At 36.6% G+C, this 19,060-nt stretch carries 22 protein-coding genes; 1 reads left to right on the top strand and 21 read right to left on the bottom strand.

Going from position 1 to position 19,060, the window contains the following annotated elements; all coding sequences use genetic code 11:
- From HJC33_RS11310 to HJC33_RS11275, 8 genes are all read right to left on the bottom strand, one after another.
- Positions 1-801 carry a hypothetical protein gene (locus HJC33_RS11310; protein WP_171658934.1) on the bottom strand — a complete coding sequence of 267 codons (801 nt, stop codon included), beginning with the start codon at positions 799-801 and terminating at the stop codon, positions 1-3.
- A gap of 2 nt (positions 802-803) precedes the next feature.
- Entirely contained in the window at positions 804-1,367 is a 564-nt protein-coding gene (locus tag HJC33_RS11305; protein ID WP_171658933.1) for a hypothetical protein, read from the bottom strand.
- A gap of 20 nt (positions 1,368-1,387) precedes the next feature.
- Positions 1,388-3,823 (bottom strand): TraG family conjugative transposon ATPase, encoded by a 2,436-nt coding sequence (locus tag HJC33_RS11300; RefSeq protein WP_171658932.1) that lies wholly within the window; start codon positions 3,821-3,823, stop codon positions 1,388-1,390.
- Positions 3,804-4,127, bottom strand: coding sequence for a hypothetical protein (locus HJC33_RS11295; protein WP_171658931.1), 324 nt, complete (start codon positions 4,125-4,127; stop codon positions 3,804-3,806). The genes HJC33_RS11300 and HJC33_RS11295 overlap by 20 nt, the downstream gene beginning before the upstream one ends.
- 3 nt (positions 4,128-4,130) lie before the next feature.
- The gene (locus tag HJC33_RS11290) at positions 4,131-4,439 is read right to left on the bottom strand and encodes a hypothetical protein (RefSeq protein ID WP_171658930.1); all 309 of its coding nucleotides are present in this window, start codon (positions 4,437-4,439) and stop codon (positions 4,131-4,133) included.
- Between the two features lie 111 nt (positions 4,440-4,550).
- A complete protein-coding gene (locus HJC33_RS11285) occupies positions 4,551-6,170 on the bottom strand; it encodes a type IV secretory system conjugative DNA transfer family protein (protein ID WP_171658929.1) in 1,620 nt (539 codons plus the stop codon).
- A complete protein-coding gene (mobB, locus tag HJC33_RS11280) occupies positions 6,167-7,351 on the bottom strand; it encodes a MobB family relaxase (protein ID WP_171658928.1) in 1,185 nt (394 codons plus the stop codon). Before mobB ends, HJC33_RS11285 begins: the two co-directional genes overlap by 4 nt.
- Positions 7,341-7,991: a BfmA/BtgA family mobilization protein gene (locus HJC33_RS11275; protein ID WP_272621394.1), complete on the bottom strand. Its 651-nt coding sequence runs from the start codon at positions 7,989-7,991 to the stop codon at positions 7,341-7,343. The genes mobB and HJC33_RS11275 overlap by 11 nt, the downstream gene beginning before the upstream one ends.
- A 106-nt stretch (positions 7,992-8,097) precedes the next feature.
- On the opposite strand from HJC33_RS11275, the gene HJC33_RS11270 reads away from it, so the two are divergent.
- The gene (locus HJC33_RS11270) at positions 8,098-8,928 is read left to right on the top strand and encodes an N-acetylmuramoyl-L-alanine amidase family protein (RefSeq protein ID WP_171658926.1); all 831 of its coding nucleotides are present in this window, start codon (positions 8,098-8,100) and stop codon (positions 8,926-8,928) included.
- A 134-nt stretch (positions 8,929-9,062) separates the two neighbouring features.
- Here HJC33_RS11270 and HJC33_RS11265 read toward each other — a convergent pair whose 3' ends face one another.
- The 13 genes from HJC33_RS11265 to HJC33_RS11205 form a co-directional block, all read right to left on the bottom strand.
- Complete coding sequence (locus HJC33_RS11265) at positions 9,063-9,917, bottom strand: energy transducer TonB (RefSeq protein ID WP_171658925.1); 855 nt, start codon at positions 9,915-9,917, stop codon at positions 9,063-9,065.
- 218 nt (positions 9,918-10,135) lie between these two features.
- Positions 10,136-10,414, bottom strand: a complete 279-nt coding sequence (locus tag HJC33_RS11260) for a hypothetical protein (protein ID WP_171658924.1) — start codon at positions 10,412-10,414, stop codon at positions 10,136-10,138.
- A 457-nt stretch (positions 10,415-10,871) separates the two neighbouring features.
- Positions 10,872-12,026 carry a toxin-antitoxin system YwqK family antitoxin gene (locus tag HJC33_RS11255; RefSeq protein WP_171658923.1) on the bottom strand — a complete coding sequence of 385 codons (1,155 nt, stop codon included), beginning with the start codon at positions 12,024-12,026 and terminating at the stop codon, positions 10,872-10,874.
- Positions 12,027-12,076: 50 nt separating this feature from the next.
- Positions 12,077-12,418 carry a hypothetical protein gene (locus HJC33_RS11250; protein ID WP_171658922.1) on the bottom strand — a complete coding sequence of 114 codons (342 nt, stop codon included), beginning with the start codon at positions 12,416-12,418 and terminating at the stop codon, positions 12,077-12,079.
- Positions 12,419-12,433: 15 nt separating this feature from the next.
- Positions 12,434-12,910, bottom strand: coding sequence for an SRPBCC family protein (locus tag HJC33_RS11245; RefSeq protein WP_171658921.1), 477 nt, complete (start codon positions 12,908-12,910; stop codon positions 12,434-12,436).
- 13 nt (positions 12,911-12,923) lie between these two features.
- Entirely contained in the window at positions 12,924-13,796 is an 873-nt protein-coding gene (locus tag HJC33_RS11240; protein WP_171658920.1) for a hypothetical protein, read from the bottom strand.
- A 15-nt stretch (positions 13,797-13,811) separates the two neighbouring features.
- A complete protein-coding gene (locus tag HJC33_RS11235) occupies positions 13,812-14,513 on the bottom strand; it encodes a hypothetical protein (RefSeq protein WP_171658919.1) in 702 nt (233 codons plus the stop codon).
- Positions 14,514-14,768: 255 nt separating this feature from the next.
- Positions 14,769-15,278 carry a hypothetical protein gene (locus HJC33_RS11230; protein ID WP_171658918.1) on the bottom strand — a complete coding sequence of 170 codons (510 nt, stop codon included), beginning with the start codon at positions 15,276-15,278 and terminating at the stop codon, positions 14,769-14,771.
- 35 nt (positions 15,279-15,313) lie between these two features.
- Entirely contained in the window at positions 15,314-15,637 is a 324-nt protein-coding gene (locus HJC33_RS11225; protein WP_171658917.1) for a hypothetical protein, read from the bottom strand.
- On the bottom strand, positions 15,630-16,145 hold the full coding sequence (locus HJC33_RS11220) for a hypothetical protein (protein ID WP_171658916.1): 516 nt from the start codon (positions 16,143-16,145) through the stop codon (positions 15,630-15,632). Before HJC33_RS11220 ends, HJC33_RS11225 begins: the two co-directional genes overlap by 8 nt.
- A gap of 23 nt (positions 16,146-16,168) precedes the next feature.
- Complete coding sequence (locus HJC33_RS11215) at positions 16,169-16,522, bottom strand: hypothetical protein (protein ID WP_171658915.1); 354 nt, start codon at positions 16,520-16,522, stop codon at positions 16,169-16,171.
- A gap of 20 nt (positions 16,523-16,542) precedes the next feature.
- Entirely contained in the window at positions 16,543-17,022 is a 480-nt protein-coding gene (locus HJC33_RS11210) for a hypothetical protein (protein ID WP_171658914.1), read from the bottom strand.
- Between the two features lie 71 nt (positions 17,023-17,093).
- Positions 17,094-19,055: a DUF3857 domain-containing protein gene (locus HJC33_RS11205; RefSeq protein WP_246245535.1), complete on the bottom strand. Its 1,962-nt coding sequence runs from the start codon at positions 19,053-19,055 to the stop codon at positions 17,094-17,096.
- Between the last annotated feature and the right edge of the window lie 5 nt (positions 19,056-19,060).

Here is a 19,060-nt window from a genome sequence, read left to right as displayed (position 1 = left end):
TTAGGAGAATATCTTATAAACTAGATCGTAGGACTTTTTGAACAGGCGGAGTTTTAACCAAATCATGGTGCACAGAATAACTACATTGATTTGGGTACCAACAACTGGCATATCAAAATTTTCTTTGAAGAAATCGGTAACGAATGAGCCAAACCCAATGATCAAGAAAAATGGGAAAATCAACAGATAAATCGCGATATAAAGTTTAATCCATTTGTAGAAGAGATCCCGGAACTTTTCAAAAACGGCCAATACAATAGCAATGGCCCCAAGGACTTTTAGCAGACCTATAAAAAAGAAGCGTTCCAAGAGAAAGACACCGTATATAACGGTATCCACAATCCATGCGATTCCCTCCAAGAACATTAAAAATATATAGGTAGGGTCAGCAAAAATGTGCAAAGCTTCCGTTGCAAACTCCTTAAGCATTGCGGCGTAATCCAAAATACCCCCGTCACCGTCCTGTTCAATTTGTTCATTTTTGGGAAAATTATAGAGCGTGGGGGAAAATTCATTGTACGTTTGGTCAAGTCCCAATAGCAGCGAGTCTAAATAACCAAGTAGCTTATCATAAAAAATAAGAACCAAAACCATTGCAATAGAAGAGAGCAATTTCTTTTCATCAAAGGGAAGCTTGGCCTGTCCGAACGAAGTCATTCTACTGAACATACCAGTATAGACGTTCAACAGAAAAAAGATGATGGCCAAAACTTTGAGAGCATTGGTAATGTCATTTAAGTACAGTTTTTGGCTAAAGAAGTCTTGATACAGCTTTAAGATCACCTCATAAGAAATATCCATGACTATTTATTTTTGGAATTGGCAAAGTATTGTCGCAATGCTCTTTTTTCAGCTATTCGCAGATATTTTTTACGAGAAATGCGAGTATCTATCAGAGCCTCATTAAGTTCTTGTCTGGATTGTTTCAAAAGGGCAAGACGTTCAGCATCGTTCATTTTAAAAATACCACCACTTAAAAGGTCATTGGCAACTTTTAAGATTGTGTTTCCCCTTTCCATACCTCTAGAAAATTGACCTGAGATAATGCCCATTTCTTTGTCAGAGAACATATTGGTGGCCTGAATCTCTTTTAAAAAACTACCTGTGTTTTGCAATATCTGTGTGGTAACATTGGTCATATCGGTAATGTACCCAAAGGTCTGCAGCGCCGAATTGATGTCGTCATACATTTCTTTGGTCTCTTTCAAAAGCTTCACGGTCTTTGTGGTCTGTTCCACGGTTTTGACGCTCTGGGCAATCTGTTTTAAGAGGGAGGCGTTGGCCTGAGTATCATTGACCACCATTTGGCAAAACCCTTGATAGAAGGAGCCAAAAATGACCAGGGAGACGAGTAATTTGGTTTTCATGATTGTTTGACTTTATGGATTCAATTTATTTTTTGCATGTAATCGGTGATAGCAGCTTCCATATCTCCAGTAGCTTCAAAAAGTTCCATGATGGCGTTATAATCCTTCCCATCGGTCTGGTAGGCCAGGAAGCTTTCCCTGGATAGCTCCAACCGCATAATCCATATTTCTTTTCCGATAATGAGTGCAAACTCCGTATAGGGATTCTTGGCCTTTAGATTGGGGGTTATGGATTTTAATATGTTGTGCTGGTGTTCAGAAAGATTGAAACGGTCCACTATGGGTTGATAGCCCTTATCATTATGGAGGATATATAGTACTTGTGAATTTTCAATCATGGCATTGGTATCGGGCCCAACAGGCAATTGGTCAGGGGTTTGCAGCGCAGTTCCCACAGAAGCGGAATGTTTACGGTTGGTCTGGTAGTAATGGGTGACACGGTTTCGAATACCATTGTCCTTGATGAACTTGGCCAGCTCATCGTAAAAGACCACTCCGTCAATGCTCCTATCTTCCAAAACAACCTTGTTGACGGCCTCATTGCCCAGTTGTAACAAGAGCGACAATAAAATGACATTTTCGTTTGCTTTTTCGAACTCAAAAATTATCAAGTCCTTGTCTTCCATTTGATGGCTGAAATCCTCGGTATCATCGAACAAAAAACTGTATTCGCCCCTTACATAAGGTTCAGTGAGCAACAAAAGGGATTGGAGGTCAAAAAAGCGCTCATCGATATGGAGTTTCGACAATATATCCGTTTTGTTGACCTCCAAGAACTTATAAAAATTGGGAAAAGAATGCGCTTTGTCCACATTGGTATAATAGACATCCAAAAGTTTGTTGATAATGGTTCTTTGACCATTATCAATAAGTTTATCCGGTTGCCAGAGATTGAAAATAAATTCAGAGAGTGAGTTTTTCTTATCCACCCCCATTTGGGTAATATCAGTCACATGAAAGGGATTAAGTCCCAAGGGTTTTCCATGTTCATATGAGAAAAAAATGGATTTGTTCTCTGGAACGAGATAGGACAACTTTTTGAAGGAACCGCCAATATCAAAGATGACCAACTTTTTTCCCTGTTCGTTCAATTGCCGGAAGATGTGCTGAGAAAGAACAGACTTCCCTTCACCCGTGGGTGCAAAAACAAAAAAGTTCCATGCCTTAATCCTTTTTTTGGCTTCGTCCCTTATATCCCTTTTAATGGGAATATTGAAAATCCTATCAGAGAAAACCACCCCATCATCATCCGATTTATAAGAGGTAATGTTCAAAAAAAGCGTTAGGGCATTTTGCAGCTCTGTACGAAACAGATTATTGCTGTGCAATGTTGAGACATAGGGAAATAGCGATTTAACATAAACTTCCTGTATACCGCTTTTATGTGGATAGTGTGGTTTGAAATCCAAGGAACGATACACTGTGGAAATCAAGTTGCTGTTTTTTTCAAACGCCACATCCGTATCAGCATAAAAAATAATATTGCTGTGGCCCCGTACTATTTTTTTGCTTTCATCTTTCGAGAGTTCCTTGAGATAATCGGTCAAGTCCTCGGCAGCAGTTTCATTATCTGTACCAAAACCACTTGCCCCAATAAGATGTTCCCTTCTGGATTCAAGATGGCTCTTATGTTCCGAATGCTCATCGATGAAAATGACTTGATTATAGATATGGTCAAAAGGCATTTTAAACCCAAAATCATCAGAAGCACCCTTAAATATTTTGAACTTTTTACTACTGTAATCATTGTCCAGTTTGAAGATTTCCACATAATCGGGAAACTGCTTGATATTATTGATGGAATAGACCCCGACCTTTTTTTCACCGACAGCGATGGCATTAAAGCTCTGCCCCGAAGCCTTTATCGAAATATCCATATCCGTATCGACAAACCTTTCAGAGTCAAAACCGTTAAAATAGTTCTGAATGAGTGCTTCAATTTCTTCTTTATAAAGAGGTATTGCCTTAATGTATTTGGAACTGTTCAGGAATTCAACGGATTTTACCACTTCCCCTATAAAGGCATTATCGGCATCAAATTCCTCAACTATTTTTTTTGGGTTGGGAAAAGGCTTGAATGGGTTGGAAACCGCATTGGACTTTAAAGCGCTCTTGCCATGGTACCCAATAAAAAGATAGGAGGTATGGGCCATGAAGGGTCTGCCGGAAAAATGATTCTTGGTGGATCTCTGCAAAAAAGTTCTTTCCGGCAAATCATCACCGGTATACCTCTGTTTCAGGAAAATATCTTGTTTGTGCACAAAACTATGGGCGGGTAGATATTTGATGGTTCTATACCAGAAATCTTGCAGATTGACGTAATCCTCTTTCGACAAAGTGAAAATTTCAGGGAGTTCCAGGGCATAACAGAGAATGATATCCCCTGTATTGGAAAGGGTGATATTATCCTTGATGGATAAAATGGGATAATGGTCACTAAGATTGATTTTCTCCACGGTCTTCTAATTTTTTATATAAATCGTTAACTAAGATTTTGGGATAGTTCTGGATATTGAACTGTTCCAAGAGGTCTTTTTCATCTGCGTACTTTACGAGCATATAACTCACAGAGGCAGCAATGACAGATACTATAAAACTGCTGAAACCAACACCGTTGATAATGAGCGGGATTAATGAAAGGAAAACAAAGGCCCCGTATATGGCTAGATATTTAAGTTTGAAGCCCAATATCGTAGCTTGCCTTTCGAGGCCTTTTTCAACTTTTAAACGGTGTTCTTCAGTTTTACCTGAAGATTCCATGATTTAAAATGACAGGGACAGCAGATAGGTTACAATTCCTCCAATAATGGTCACACCACCAAAGAATAAGAAAACGCTGACCAAGAAACTCTTGTAGTCCCGATTCTCTCCCAGTAGTTTCCCAATGTTCAACAAAATGCCAACCAGAAAGATTATTGCAAGAATTACGGGTGCTGCCGCTTTGATTTCTTCCCAGAGGTCATCGACCAAGGCCTTGATTCCTAGATCAGCAGCAAAAATTTGTGTAGAGGATAGCAAACATGCCACCAAAAATAGACGAGTGTAGGGAGTTTTCCCTTTTGATAAAAACATAGATTATTTGTTTTTGGTTAATAAATAGAATTAAAAATTTCAATGTTTTTAGACGAATTATTTGACAATGTAAATGTAAGATCAACTTAGAAATATGCGTAATAAGTATATTTATAGTTCTTTAGCTTTCTTTAAAATTAAATGGAACAAACTCTGTATTTCACGATCGGTAGTGATATTTGTTTTCTGAAATTTTAAAGGTTCAAATACTGGCATTTTAATTTTTGCATCGTAATTGTTTCCCTTCTCATCAAAAACAAAGAACTCCCCGGCACTTCTTTTGAACATCTCGTGCGAGCGATGTTTTTTCTCATCTTTTTCAGATTCAGAAATACGACGGTCTGCACTACCCCACCCAGCTTTTTTACTGGTACTTTTGGTTTTTACCTTAACGGTTTCAAAATAACTTTCAAAAAACTTGGCTGTATCGGGGTCGTTGGTTTTACCAAAGAAGATAGTCGAAAGGTTCGCCAGTACCTCCTTCATTTTATCCACTCCCATCTGTACCTGGGCCTGCACCTTATCCTGTAGCATGTAAATAGTAGCGATATTGAAACTTCGCATGGTGGCGGGGACTTTTCCGATACGATTGATTTTCAAAGTGGGTGCTTCATCCAACATGAGATAGGTTGGGCTTTGGTCACGTTCACTCAATGACGTAATAATGGCCTGTGTAACTATGGAGAGAATCGGTGAATATATTTCATCATATTTTGGTTTGTTGACCAAACAGAGTACCGCCATATTATCTTGATTATTGATGTTGAGCGGTATGGTGTTCCTTTGCATGGTATAAAAGATATTTGGCACGGCCAGCACACGAAAAGCATTGGAAAGAGTGGCCTTTACCGCCGCCATTTGTTTTTCAGAATCCTTCCCGTCCAAAAAAGCCCTGGCATGAATACTGGCAACGGGACTTCGTTCAATAAACTCACACAGTTCATCGGCTTCTTTGGTCAATAGGATAGCGGCCAGATAGGAAAACGAACAGTACATGGGGTATTTATCCCTAAGCACATAAATAATACCTATAATGGCCCCTTCGGCAGCTTGTTCAAAAAAGTTGTCCCCTTTGCTATTATTGCCCAAAACATTTTGAACGATACATTTGGCCATGAGGGAAATATCCTCATCAGTCTTTAGTATGGATATATCTATGGGGTTGATATGGATGGATTTATCGGGTTCATGGGGAGCAAATGCATGGACAGTCAAGTTACTTTCCCTATAAAACCATTGTACCACTTCCACCAGTTCAAAATCCTTATAGTCATAAATTAGACCAGGAATATTTCGCAAGCCCATCCAATGCAATATCCAACCTGCCACGGATACGGTCTTTCCACTTCCAGCAGCACCTTGGACGCTCACCCCTCTTTTGATGTTTACCGTCATCTTTCCTTTGTTATAGGGGATTTCGACATCAAAAACATTGGTAAGCTTGGTCTTTTTGTTGGGATTGATGGAGTAGAATACAGCCAAAACAAACAAGCTTAACAGGAAACTAGGGGCAACATAGAGCACCAAAAAGTAAGAAATGGGCAATTGGCTGGACATTTGGGCAACCCCAAAATAAATCAAGACATACACTAATACAGGAGCTATGGCCTTAATCTCTGGCCTTGGTAGATGAAACGCAATTCCCATGAGTAGGGCAGCAACAAGGTTGATGACAACAATTATTTGCTGTGTTTGTTCTGAAGCGGCTAAAAAAGCATCAATAATTTTCATATTCCCATTCCTTTTGATACGGTTTTTGCGGCCATGGATATAGCCTGTTTTGCCACCTGAACACCTGCGGTCACAGGATTGGTATAAGCGGCAGCACCCATCTTGGCCACTATAGCTTCAATGGCCTTGGTTTCCAATTTACCGACAAGCTTTTTTGGTATTTTACGGGGGTCTGTAACTACAATACTCATCTGCCTTTGCAAGGTTTTGTCGGCAATCATTTCCGACATGGCTCGTTTATAGGCCATTTTGGCAAAAACCTTCGGATTGGTCAAATGCAATAAATTGCCCATCGTGCGGATGTCCTTGGCTTCCTTATAATAGTTATAGCTTTTCGTATAGTCCCTTTTGTACTGGAATTTTTCATCGAACAAAGACTCGCACTTGCCCACAAATTCGTCCCTATTAAAACCAATCTTCACCTCTTTCCCGTTAAGCTTGTTCTTGCTCTGTCTATGGTTGGCCATGGGTGACAATCGAATTTGTTGGGACTTGTCCATTCTGCTCACGATAATATGGGCGTGAAGGTTCTTGCCGTCCTTTAAATTACCTTCCTTGATGATGGTGCCCTCGGCGTTACGTTTAAAGTTTTTGTCCAAAAAATCAATCCTTCTATGCAAGTCTTTAATTTGCTTTGGATTGGCATCTTTTCCAATCTTGGATTTCAATTGGTATATTTTCTTTTCAACGGCCTTATTGTGCTGCATTTCCTTTTCATAGCGCCTTTCATTGTGTTTATAGGTGCGCTCATGTTCTATTTTGGCATAATAGAGAATATCATCCCCAGTAAGCGGCCTGCCATCCGAAAATTCACGATTGAAGTTTTCGGCGTATTTATCCATTACATCTTTGATATACTCTTGAAATAGTCTTTCATCGGAAATTTCCCCATCATGGCCTTTAGCTTCCATAATTCCCTTCAAATGTTCAAGCTCTGCTTTGGAAGGATTTACGGTAAGCATATAAAACTTCGTTTCTTCGCTTGACAGCTTGCCTTTATTGTTGTCAATTTCCCGCTCTACCACAGCAGCAGAAAAATGTTCCCCATCATGATTAAAGAAGTGTTCGTGTTCCATTTCGGGCACATCCCTGTTTTCCTTGTCGAGATATTCAACTAAATCCCCACAGGAGCCTTGGTTCTTTCCAAGGGTATGTTTGGGATTGTGAATCTTAACTACCATCTACGAGATTTTTAATTTTGTCTATATCTTTTTGAAATAGGTTACAGACAAATCTTGGCCCAGAAATAGACTTGCTCGGCTTAATATTATCCAACAAAAATTTGAGCTGTTCCAAGTAGGTGTCACGCTCAATTTTGGACCTTTCCAACTCATCCAGAATCCGCTCATTATCTACATTGGAAAGTTGGTTTTTTTCAACCTTGATATCAGTGTTTGGAACAGGGGTAATTTCTTCTTTTTTTTTGGTGAAGTTTTCAGGAATTTTGAGACTTGGTTTTTCGGGTTCTGGTATCGAAAATCCCTCTTTCTTTTGCAAGCCTATTTCTCCTGGTTTAAGAACATCCAACATTTCAAAGGTACGGGTGTGCAACTCTATCATTTTACGAAAGGATTTATCCATTGGAATAAAAAAATCCTGCTCCCTCTTCTTTAAAAATGACACCATTCTCCTATCAAGGTTCTTGATTAAATCGGTAATGTTTGGATTGATGTCCGTGAAAATATCCACCCCTGTTTTGTGGACAAAATAAATCATCTGAGAAGCAAACTGTGTTTCAGAAACCTCACTGTTCCCCGCCATTATCTTAATCTTTTGTTTGGCTGGATGGCTTACCCTAATGTTATAATATTTATCCTTCAATGTGGCACAAACTGTGGCGTGAAAATAGGTTTAACCTATTATAAATCAGCATGTAAATTGATGAATACCACTTTTGAGTTGATAGATGTGGAGCAAAAAAATCAACATGCCACGTAAATTTGCAGTAGAGAAAACCTTTAAAATGGGGACTTCAAAAAAAACAGAGGGAGAAAATCACCACAAAGCAAATCAGGGGTTCCCTGATTCCATCTCGCTTTCCTATTTTCTCCCTCACTACGTTCGCAGAAAAAGGAAATTTACACCGTCAATTTTCTTTGGCCGGAATGTAGTTTTTTCAACACTCGTTTTGATTGTGGGCATACAATATGGGACAGCTCAAAACAAAACAGAAACAGAGAAAAAATTTATCGTTGTACTTGATGCTGGACATGGTGGACATGATACCGGGGCCATTCATACAGATGGGTATTATGAGAAGGAAATAAATCTGTTGGTAGCGAAGTACACGAAAATATATTTGGAAAAATTTGCTCCAGCAATAAAGTGTGTGCTCACCCGAAACGATGATACTTTTTTGCCCTTGAAAAGACGTTCCCTGTATGCCAAATATCTGCATGCGGATTTGTTCGTTTCGATACATTGCAACCACAATCCAAATAGAAGTGCGGAAGGCATGGAGATCTACATACAAAATACCTCTAAAAAAGAGGCTCAGCCGAACCTCAGAAAAGCGGTTAGGTTTGGTTTGATTTTGGACAGGGTGATCGAGGACAAATTGAACTACAAATCAAGGGGGGTTTTAAGGGAAAATTTTCAAGTACTACGAGAATCGATTTCACATACTCCAAGTGTCCTGGTCGAATTGGGTTTTTTCTCAAATGCCAATGAGTCAGATTACCTGATCTCAAAGAAAGGAATCAAGGGATTATCTTTGACACTAACCAAAAGTATCATTGAATATTTTGAACATATATGAAAGGTTTTCTTAAGCTTGCGCAACCAATAATCAAAAGAACAAGAATTGATAGAATTAGTTTTTTCATTAAGTATGCCAATTAGACTTATCCTTTTTTTGAACTTTAGTTTAATTCAACTTTTTATAGCCTGCTTTCACTGCAGATTAAATGTAATTGGAAATGTACCTTTTGAATTCTCATAAATTCCATTTATTTTTTTTGGCAACCACAAAGGTCCAGTTTTGATTAGTCGAACGGCTTCTTCCCCAATACCATAACCTGGATCGTTTTCTGCAAAAAAATTCTTCATTTCAAGGTTTTCATCAACTGTGAAATGAACATAAACCTTTCCCGTTACACCATTCAGTTGCGCTTCTTCTGGGTATTGGAATTGTATTCGAATATGTTTTAGAAGCCCTTCATTTCCACCCAGTATCATGCGCTTGTGGTTTTCCGAATCATTTAATAGTTCATTTGGTTGTTCTGATGAAGCATCCTCATTTGTTGTATAATAAATCAATTCGTTTAAAGTATGGTCAAATTTATGGATTAATGTTCCATGCTTGTTGGTATAACTCCAAACACCAACTTTATGTCCTTTTTCATAATGTCCAATACTACTAGGTATGCCAGAGTCCCAGTAATAATATAACCATTCTCCATTTTTCTTGCCTTTTGAGAATCTTCCCTTTTCCAGGATTCTTCCATCTCCGACATATCGTGTCCAGATACTATCCTTCAGTCCATTTTCAAAGCTACCAATCTTAGAAATTGAACCATCCCAAAAATAGTATTTCCAAACACCATCTTTTTTATCGTCCTTGTACTGTCCAGAAATTCTGGGGAGTTTCCTCTTGAAATATTTTTTATAGGGACCGTGCTTTATGTTCTTATCAGTTTTTAAAACATGGTAGACTTCATTTTTCTGGCGATTCTTTTCTTCAATTATTTCTTGAGAAATAATATTTGAAATTGTTAAAGTGAAAAGTATGGTATAAAGTTTCTTCATCGTTTTTTTGAACTTTTTGTTTCATACCGATTACTGGAATGACGTATCAATATAATACATCAGTAAAACCAAAAGAATCAGAAGTACCATACCAATATATATTGGGATACTGTCTTTGTGGTGCTTCCAAATCATCTTTCTTAATTTTTCATTATCGAACCACATGCAATCGTTTTTTTGAACTTTGTATTGACCCAGTTTTTTAAAGTACTGTATTTTTATTTGTTTTTCGGTTTAGCTCTTCTATTCATTTTTTTAATGTCCCTCTTTTCAAGTCTTAAAGCCTTTTTATCCCTTTTTTGTTTGTCATTTTGGGTCAGAAAATGAATAGCTAGAACAATTTGGACATTTCGGTCTTCCAAATTCCAATTTTGAGGATATTCTATGATATTCCAGACCAGAAATTTCCCAGATTCAAAAGACCCAACGTTTTCTAGTTTCTCAGCATATCCTTCTAAATATGGATTTGACTGCCCCACTTTTTTTAAGAAACCCATGAAATTTTCATTTTGGCTAAAGCATATGCTTTCATATTCATACTTCGGTTCAATTGTTCTCCAAGTCTTGCAAAGAGTCCATATTTTATGAAAGGTTGAATAGGATATTTTTGAATATAATTTTTTCTGTTTTCGCCAACCTATTTTTTCTTGGACATAAGTTTGTTTCCAATCTGCCAGGTCAGGCAATGATAATTTTAAGCAATTCCCAAATTTGGTCTTATCTACAATACCGCAGAGTTCACGTTGAAAAAAGTTCGTTATTGTATTCAAGTCCTTAATCTCGGTATCAGAGAAATATTCGTTTAAGTCAACTTTGGAATCTTGTCCAATACAAATTCCAAAACTTAGAAGACATATTAAAAGTATATTATATTTGACTGGGTTAGATCGAACCAAAATTGTCTTTACGTTTATTTGAACTTTCCAAAGTCAGTATTATTAATTCTCTCAAATTCTATTTATTGCAATACTTTTTTACAGCATCCAAAACCATCCAACTTTTATCTCCCAAAGCAACAGCTTTGTTCAAATCTTCACATACTTTTTGTAGCTCCGACTCTGGGATTTTGGCTTCTTTAGATGCAATGATTTGAACATCTTTATTTTTTGAAAGAGTCCTGCTATCGGCAAATTCATACTTACGAATTATTGCAAAGGCACGATTTGAATATGCGTTTGTAAAATAAGGCTCAATTTCAAGGGTCTTATTGAAATCCTTTATCGCTTCGTTAAATTCAAAATTGTTTAGTTTCGCCGTTGCCCTGGCAAAATATCCATCCGCCCAATTCCCATTCAGCTCTATGCACTTTGTATATTTTTTTATTGCAGATTTAAAATTGCCTTGTTTGTAGTAGGATTGTGCCTGATTATACAACTCTAATATCTTGCCATCTACTTTTTCTTTCTGGTACACCCCATTTTTATAGTGGTTTTTACCTTTGAGTTCTCCAGTGGAATAATATGAAATGGATTCTCCATCCATTTTACCGTTAACAAATGTTGAACGTTGTTTTAGTTTTCCATTAGGATGATACATTTCCCATATTCCAATCTCCTTTCCATCTCGAAATTCTCCCTTTTGCATGAGGGTTCCGTCTTCATAAAACCGCTTTTCAATTCCATCACTAATTCCATTCTCATATTCGATTTCATCTGAGACATTTCCATTCAAATGGTACATTAATCGCCTGCCTTTCAGTCGGCCATTAAATAAAATTCCTTCTCCCTGCTTTTTGCCGTTTAGGTAATAGTCAATGAAAGGCCCTGAATATGGAACAACTTCGTCCTTATAGAACCAGGTTCCATTTTTTTGGGTCATCAACTTGGTGGATGGTATGGCCAAGAGGCTATCAGGTCTTTGAGCGTAGGACTTTGTGAACACGAAGATTATCTCATCCAAATTTTTGAACCCGGTTGAGTCTATAATGCTTTTGTCCTTAACAACATCTATTCTTTCTATCTCATCTTGGGACAAGGTTCCAAACCCCTCTTTTGGCTCCTCGATAACAGGAATGGAGTCCACAATGTAAAGGACATTTTTGCCTTCATTTTGACCAAACCCAATGAATGAACATAAGGTCAATATTGAAATTAAGAGATTTACTTTCATTCTAATTTTATCGTTTTTTGCAACTAGTATTTGCACCTTGCTCTTATCCTTTATTTAGACTTTTGGCTTATTATTGTTTCTGCCCGTGGGGCTTGTTCCCTATCATAATTTTCAAGTTCAATGGTATGGGTGTGGGTTTTAGTTTGTAATACCAGTTTTCCTTTACCTCTTTTCCAGTGACCAACACCATGACCAGAAATTAAATCAATTACCGATGTGATCATTCCAGTGAACCAAGGTATGCGGCCTTTAATAAATCTGGCGCTCGTGATATGGGAGAATTTTGTCTTTTCAATTACAGGCGTTCCAGAATTTAACACCTCCAATTCTTGTTCATAAAAAACAATTTCAATCCTTGGTATAGCCTGTAAAATCAATATTTCTTGAATCATCGTTTGTTTGAACTTTTATTTCTTCAGTACTTCCTTCCACATTCCTGATTCAGCAAACTCTTTTATCGTTTGATTGCGTTTTTTAAGTAATGTCTTCATATATTTTTCCAAAAACAAACTATCGGCAAGGTTTCCCAATAATCCAAGTGGTGACTTATATTCAAAATAATCAATCATTAAGGTGCCGTAATCAGACTTTTTAAAATAATGCTGATGCCTAAAACTTTTAAAGGCACCTTTCTCCATTTCATCTACAAAGTATTCGGGTCTTTCAAATTCGACAATTTTTGAAGTCAGGGTTTGGTAGAATCCAAAATGTTTAGCTCGCCACGTCACCCATTCACCCTTGCCAATGAGACCGGAAGTTTTGCCTTTTATTGCTTCTTCTTTTGTCTGTTCGGTCGAAATTTTATGCAAATCAATACTTCTGGATAAATCAAAAACGATTTCTTTCTCGGCTTTGATTTCAGTTTTCAATTCAATCTTCGGCATTGTTCATTTAAGTTTAGATTTCCTTGGGCCTAATACTCTCTATACTATACTCAAAACGCAAAACCCTTAAATTCCATAAAGTTAGCGTTTGTATGGCAGTTATTTTTCCATTCTCGCCAGTTACTACCAGTTTATCTTTAAATGATTTGATGAATTTTGCCCATAGTTCTCCTTTTGAGTCTTCTAACAAAAAGTAAAATCCACTATCGCCAATTTTTTGTCCCGTTGACTCCAAGATTAGGTCACCTTTCTCACCGACTCTAGGAGTTAAAATGACTGTTGCACTTCCATTTGGTAAAGGAAAAATTGCTTTTATACACGCCTGACCCGAAGGGAGGGTACAAGTTTCATATACTCCTGAATATACTACTTGCCCAGTTGCCTTAAATGATCTGAGCCAGATTGTCCGCTTTAGTTTATTCGTTTTTTGATCGAGTAAATGGATTATTTCGCTTTTCAATCCTTTAGAATCCGCAATGTTTTGAATAGGAACATTTAATTGCTCTATTCTTTTACTGAAAATTATTCTCAATAGAACACCAAAAATTTTGAAGAACGGATTCCACTTGACTTTTAATTGAAGGTCATAATTGGATGTGTTTTCATAAAAATCAATTACACTTTGGGACAGGGCTGCCAATTCGTTTTCAGGTAAATTTAGTTGGTGTATTGATTGAATCAATCCCTTTGCTTCTGTTTGGTCATCAACAACCAAATTTTCACTTTCCGCTAATTGACTGATAAATTTGTGACCAATACCATTTGTTCCCCCAAAAGGGCCGAGTAGCCATTGGTGATTTATTCTGTCAATTCTATGGCCACAAAGAATAACCCATTGCTGTGTGATCCAATCTTGAAAAGTTTGTTTTTTATGCGGTGTTCCCATTTACCCTAAAATTCTTTAAGTTTTGGGAATATAATTCGATTGGCCCTTCCAAGTACCAAATTCGGCAATAGGTTTAAACCTTAGTGTCGTGAATTCAAAGTGAAAGTCTTTTCGTTCTCTTTCTTTCATTGCAGCATTGTGTCTTTTTGGTTTTTCCACGGCACTATGTCCATGAACCATGTCGGTCATTTCTTTCTCCGTTTTCCAAATTGAAAAAGTAGAGACCGTATTTGGAAACTTCACTGATGCTAAGGAAAGTGTAGTTCCTGGATGGTCTCTTACCAGTTTTTCCACGGGCCTTCCCCAATGAATAAATCGTGGTACGGAAAAAGGCTTCATTCTTGCTATGGTCACTGCAACCACGGGAGAATTTGGGCTTTCCAATTTATCTTTGTGATGTGGGATTTGGAATCCACTGAATTTTCCCCATTCCCTTATAAAAGTCAATCGTACATGCCAACCTTTTGCCAAGATTTTTCCAAAACTGGTTTGTTCCAAATAGTTTTGAAGTGCAATTTCATTTTCCCATTGTGCAAAAACCGCTACTTGTCCTATTAAAACTCTGGAGATGGAAATGATTGGGGAACCCAAGGTCATCACGGTCATATATTCAGAGTGAATCAGTCCTTTGGTATTTTTGGAAATAGGACTAGAGAATATTCCACCTATCGCTTCAAAAAAGGTAATCTCGGCCAAATGATAAGAGAATATGCTCACTTTTTATTGGTTGGATTAAAACTTGTATGGTTTATTTGAACTTAAGAAACTAGATCAGTCTCCATTGAACACAAAGTTGTCAAGGTTTTCGATTTTTGCTCTTGATTATCTTTTTAGGCTTAAAATACCTATACAGCAGAATAGAGACTATAGCAACAAATAATAAAATTATCGAAGTTAAAATTGCTGTTATTTCGCTTTGAATTTCCATGGTTTCAATCGTTTTTCTGAACTTTTATTCTGTTCAAGCTTAAATTAGTTCCTTTCATTTGGAAAAAGGAACTTCGGTTTATACTCTTTCCTTACACAATAATCAATTAAGGCATTTCTAGTTAAATAGCGTGTAACTCCCACATTAGGTACAATATACTCTTTACTCATAGTTAATTCTCCTTTTCCAATTTCTTGGTGTAGCATGTTCTTGGTCTCTTCAATTTTCCTAGTCATTTTAACAAAATGAGCTTCAATCCCTGGTGGCTCATAATCATGCCATAAAAAAGCCACCTCATACACCATCCATTCATTTCGTTTATCTTCTTCCATATAGTCAACTTTAGAAAGGTCATTATTATTTATTACCGTATTGGTTATGCTTCCGGAATTATCTCCACCAATGGCTGTAATATTGCCAGAATTACTCGTTTTCTTTAAGGAAAAACTTCTATCTGACTTTTCTTTTCTTTTTGAATATTCTAACCAAGCGATTACTACGCCTACCACAGCTGTTATTGCGGCAATTAATGCAATGATATCCGAAGTGTCCATATTGTATGCAATATCAATAATCGTTTATTTGAACTTTATTGATTTAAATATTGATCGTACATTATCATGGCTTTCTTAATGTCTTCCTCTATCAAATAGTCTGAATTGTTTTCGTTTGACCGGCTCAACTTGACGTCCATATTTCGGTAACTCTTTTGTGCGCCACCAACCAACTTGATGGCAGAATTAAGTTCATTTAAACTAGCAATCAAATGATGTTTAGCATCGATTGTCCATATCACTTCATGAAGCAAAACAGTCTCGTTTTTTGTAAATTTTCCATTTAGAATGCTGGCAATTTCGTTGACTATTTGACTCTTCATATGTGAATCGTTTTTCTGAACTTCTATTTTACTCATGTTTTATCGGAAGTCCGGCGGGAGCGGGAGGTGGAGGGATAAAGCTACTATCTTTTCTTTCCAATTTGCTTGCATCTCCATCTATATTCTCAATATTGACATTCCTTCGAAATTCAATACTTGAAATTTTTGAATCCCCATTTTCATCAACCAATTCAATTTGAATCTGGAAAAGGTATTCAAATTCTTCTTCGGATTTTCTAAAATATGTTCTTTGATACCACAGAAAATCTTTCTCTTTGTTCGAAATGAATCCAGGGATGCCTTCATCAAAAGGAAAATTTTCTGAAATGTAGTTGCACTCCTTTTGAAGAAGAGCATGATTTATTTTTGAGTTTTTGGACAGGTATTCTATTATTCTATCTGGCTTGTTCATTTCCATCCATGCAAGTGCTGATACTGCTGTGTTCAATTTTTCAATTTCTTCACTTCCTCTATCAATCACGAAAACTTGACAGTAAGATTTGATGGTGAAATTTAGCAATGCTATTAAAAAAAGAATTCTCATTTCTTTGGCTTTATTTTTATCTGTTAAATCCCAAATTTACCTTTTCCAGAAAATGATTTAATTTCATCTTTATATTCATATTGATACATTTCATTGGTCAGGTAAGAATACCAATTCCAAAATTTTAAGGGATTTCGTTTAAATGTCCTAAACAGGACTAAATCCCTATACTGTGGATGAGCTGTCCTAAAATGGGAAAATTGTATTTCCATTATCTCAATATCTCTTCCTTTCGTTGGCATAGTCGTAAATTCAAATTCAGCACGATTGGTTTGATACAAATATGTCTGAAACATATTAATGAATCCTGAAGAAACGTTTCCCAGTACAATAACTGAAATTACTAAGATTGATATTTTCAAATATCCTGCTTTCATCGTTTTTTTGAACTTTAAATTTATAGATGCTTTCTCTTATAGATTAGAACGTAATTCAGTCTATCTGCTATCACCATTGAGTCTTTTTCAAAAAATAGAATACGCTTCTTGACCGGTTTTTGATAGTATTTTCCATCTTTTCTTTTTTCTACAATCTTCTTTAGATATTCCCAGGCCGGATTATCTGGAGATATTATCAATTCAAGATTAATTTCTTCCTTTTCTTTATCAAAGAACCAAGTACCATTGGAAACATTTAAGGGATTATAACTTTTGTAGCTCATATTAGAGTTAAAGATATAGTTGTCCCTATTTACTTTCTCTATTGATTCTTTGCCCAAGACTCTAATAGGTATTTCTACGAGAACATTCCCTTTTTCATCCTGAAGATTGATGAATTCCCACTTGCCAATAAGTTCAGATTCACTTAACTCTTGACCAAGAACAATTTGAATTGAAAGAAACGCAAATAGCAATAATAAGTTACTGTTTATTCTCATTTAAAATCGTTTATTTGAACTTTGTAAAGTTTTACCAAATTCAAGATTTTTAAATTTTAATTATTTCATAGTTACCCCTCAGGTTCTAATATCAACGTTATTTTATTGAAATCCGCAGCGGTATTGATTACTTTTCTAAATTTCACAAATATCGATGGAGCAACAATATTGGTTCTATAATGTTCGTCTGCGGTAATGCTTAAAACATTGTCCTTTAATTCATAAAATGAGGTAAACGAAAAGAGTTCTTCTCCATTCTCATCATACTTGTTTTCTATATTGAGTTCATCCAGATTGACCACCCTGTAGCCTTTAGGCAAGGTAATGTTAAGTGTTCGGTAATAGCTTCTAGTATGCTCATTCTCCAATGGAAGCACACGTTTTTTCTCTTGGTACATCTCTATTTGAGGGCCTATTAGTTCCCCTAGTTTAAATAAGTATTTTCGTCCAGCCTTTTCAACAAAAGCATCAGACTTTAAGTCTATTATAAACCCTATCGGCTTTATCCCAAAAAGGTCTGGGCTTTCATTGACCAATTCCATTTTTTTTACTTCGATATTCTCATTCATGGTTTTTGCCAATCCCTCCATCATTTCACTCCTGTTATCTCCAATTATCTGATTCATATACGGATGGAACGGCATTGCATAGTAACCCGAAAAAGAACGCTGTAACTTTATCGAGTTATAGGTTAAATCCTCTTGGTCGAACTGGACATCAATTATCATTTTATCAATGGTTTTATCAGCACTTAATGGCTCAATATATTTTATTTTCCCTATAGCAGATTTAAAAGACCCAACACTTACCTCCTTTATGAAAAGACCATAGTTATCCGTTAAAAAGGCTGGTGGATAACCATATCTGGATTGCATATCTGTGGGTGAAAGGTAAGTTTTCAGGTCAGGAAAATAAATCAAGAAATCCTTCAAAAAATTGTGGGCTTCAAAATCTTTATCAAATTTTAAAGTTTTACGATTAGATGTTATAACGATTTCATGAGCTATTTGAAGGTGCCTCAAAAGAGCGACATAAAGCTTTATCATTCCAGTGGAACTTGCAACCTTCTTTTCAAGAATTTCCTCTAGATTCTTAAGGTTCTCACCTCCAGACTCCGATAAGATAAAACCAGATTTGATTAAATTATCAATACTCCGGATTTTGGATTCTAAATCATTATTGTTTTTAGATGAAGAGGCTGCAAACTCCTGAATTTGAGAGCTTGCTTTCTTGCTTGGTTCGGTATAGTAATAGTTATAAATATTCTGAGCAACTTTTCCATAGGAGGATAAGTCGCTTTTATTGGTTTTTAGATTTTTGTCAAGCTTATAAATCAAATAACCGCGAGAAGCAGCGTAAGGGGCTTGTTCCTCCTTCTGCAACCCTGCTAAACTTTCCAAGCTTAACTTCCAATGCAGTCTATTTTTTGACAATGTGTCCTTAACAACATCTGGCAATCCATTATAGCTTTTGAATTGAAATACTAGGTTTGATGGAGAGTATAAGTCAAAATCAACATTTTTTTTATCAAAATCTGATTGTAGCCGAAATGCTATTCCATTGTAGCTGGGTTTTTTCTTCTCTACATAAAAGTATTCAATGACACTACCTTTTTCCACTCCTTCAAAAGCAAAATATTTGTAGTGCTTCCCCGTTTCTTCGTCTTGGGCGGTCAATATTTTTGATTCGTCCAAGTCAATGATTTTTCCATTCTTGGTAATTACCCTTGCCTTGTTTTCAAGCAGCTCAGAATTTGTGGAATAAGGCAAATATATTTTATTATATGCCTCAATTTTCTCATTGCTGTTTAACCAAAATGCCTTGTGTTCTAGATAATGCTCAGTAAATGCGTTATCCGAATAGGCAAATTCTGTAATGTATTTTTCCTTTAAAGCCATCATCGGCTCTTCACTGTCAACAGGTAATTTGTAGTTAGGGGTTTTATCCCAATTGTAACTTGACACATAAAGGTTGTCTTGACCATAAATCGAATAGGATAAAAAAATAATAACCAGAAAATAGAGATTTCTCATATGGG

Source organism: Flagellimonas amphidinii (genome assembly GCF_013090115.1).
In the GTDB taxonomy this organism is placed as follows: Bacteria; Bacteroidota; Bacteroidia; order Flavobacteriales; family Flavobacteriaceae; genus Flagellimonas; species Flagellimonas amphidinii.
The sequence above is the reverse complement of the archived record's forward strand: the minus strand, read 5'-3'. Positions and strand labels throughout refer to the sequence as shown.

Coding starts and splice junctions, on each gene's coding strand:
- HJC33_RS11310 (WP_171658934.1), bottom strand. CDS start 801: ATGGATATTTCTTATGAGGTGATCTTAAAGCTGTATCAAGACTTCTTT.
- HJC33_RS11305 (WP_171658933.1), bottom strand. CDS start 1,367: ATGAAAACCAAATTACTCGTCTCCCTGGTCATTTTTGGCTCCTTCTAT.
- HJC33_RS11295 (WP_171658931.1), bottom strand. CDS start 4,127: ATGGAATCTTCAGGTAAAACTGAAGAACACCGTTTAAAAGTTGAAAAA.
- HJC33_RS11290 (WP_171658930.1), bottom strand. CDS start 4,439: ATGTTTTTATCAAAAGGGAAAACTCCCTACACTCGTCTATTTTTGGTG.
- HJC33_RS11285 (WP_171658929.1), bottom strand. CDS start 6,170: ATGAAAATTATTGATGCTTTTTTAGCCGCTTCAGAACAAACACAGCAA.
- mobB (WP_171658928.1), bottom strand. CDS start 7,351: ATGGTAGTTAAGATTCACAATCCCAAACATACCCTTGGAAAGAACCAA.
- HJC33_RS11270 (WP_171658926.1), top strand. CDS start 8,098: ATGCCACGTAAATTTGCAGTAGAGAAAACCTTTAAAATGGGGACTTCA.
- HJC33_RS11265 (WP_171658925.1), bottom strand. CDS start 9,917: ATGAAGAAACTTTATACCATACTTTTCACTTTAACAATTTCAAATATT.
- HJC33_RS11260 (WP_171658924.1), bottom strand. CDS start 10,414: ATGGGTTTCTTAAAAAAAGTGGGGCAGTCAAATCCATATTTAGAAGGA.
- HJC33_RS11255 (WP_171658923.1), bottom strand. CDS start 12,026: ATGAAAGTAAATCTCTTAATTTCAATATTGACCTTATGTTCATTCATT.
- HJC33_RS11250 (WP_171658922.1), bottom strand. CDS start 12,418: ATGATTCAAGAAATATTGATTTTACAGGCTATACCAAGGATTGAAATT.
- HJC33_RS11245 (WP_171658921.1), bottom strand. CDS start 12,910: ATGCCGAAGATTGAATTGAAAACTGAAATCAAAGCCGAGAAAGAAATC.
- HJC33_RS11240 (WP_171658920.1), bottom strand. CDS start 13,796: ATGGGAACACCGCATAAAAAACAAACTTTTCAAGATTGGATCACACAG.
- HJC33_RS11230 (WP_171658918.1), bottom strand. CDS start 15,278: ATGGACACTTCGGATATCATTGCATTAATTGCCGCAATAACAGCTGTG.
- HJC33_RS11225 (WP_171658917.1), bottom strand. CDS start 15,637: ATGAGTAAAATAGAAGTTCAGAAAAACGATTCACATATGAAGAGTCAA.
- HJC33_RS11220 (WP_171658916.1), bottom strand. CDS start 16,145: ATGAGAATTCTTTTTTTAATAGCATTGCTAAATTTCACCATCAAATCT.
- HJC33_RS11215 (WP_171658915.1), bottom strand. CDS start 16,522: ATGAAAGCAGGATATTTGAAAATATCAATCTTAGTAATTTCAGTTATT.
- HJC33_RS11210 (WP_171658914.1), bottom strand. CDS start 17,022: ATGAGAATAAACAGTAACTTATTATTGCTATTTGCGTTTCTTTCAATT.
- HJC33_RS11205 (WP_246245535.1), bottom strand. CDS start 19,055: ATGAGAAATCTCTATTTTCTGGTTATTATTTTTTTATCCTATTCGATT.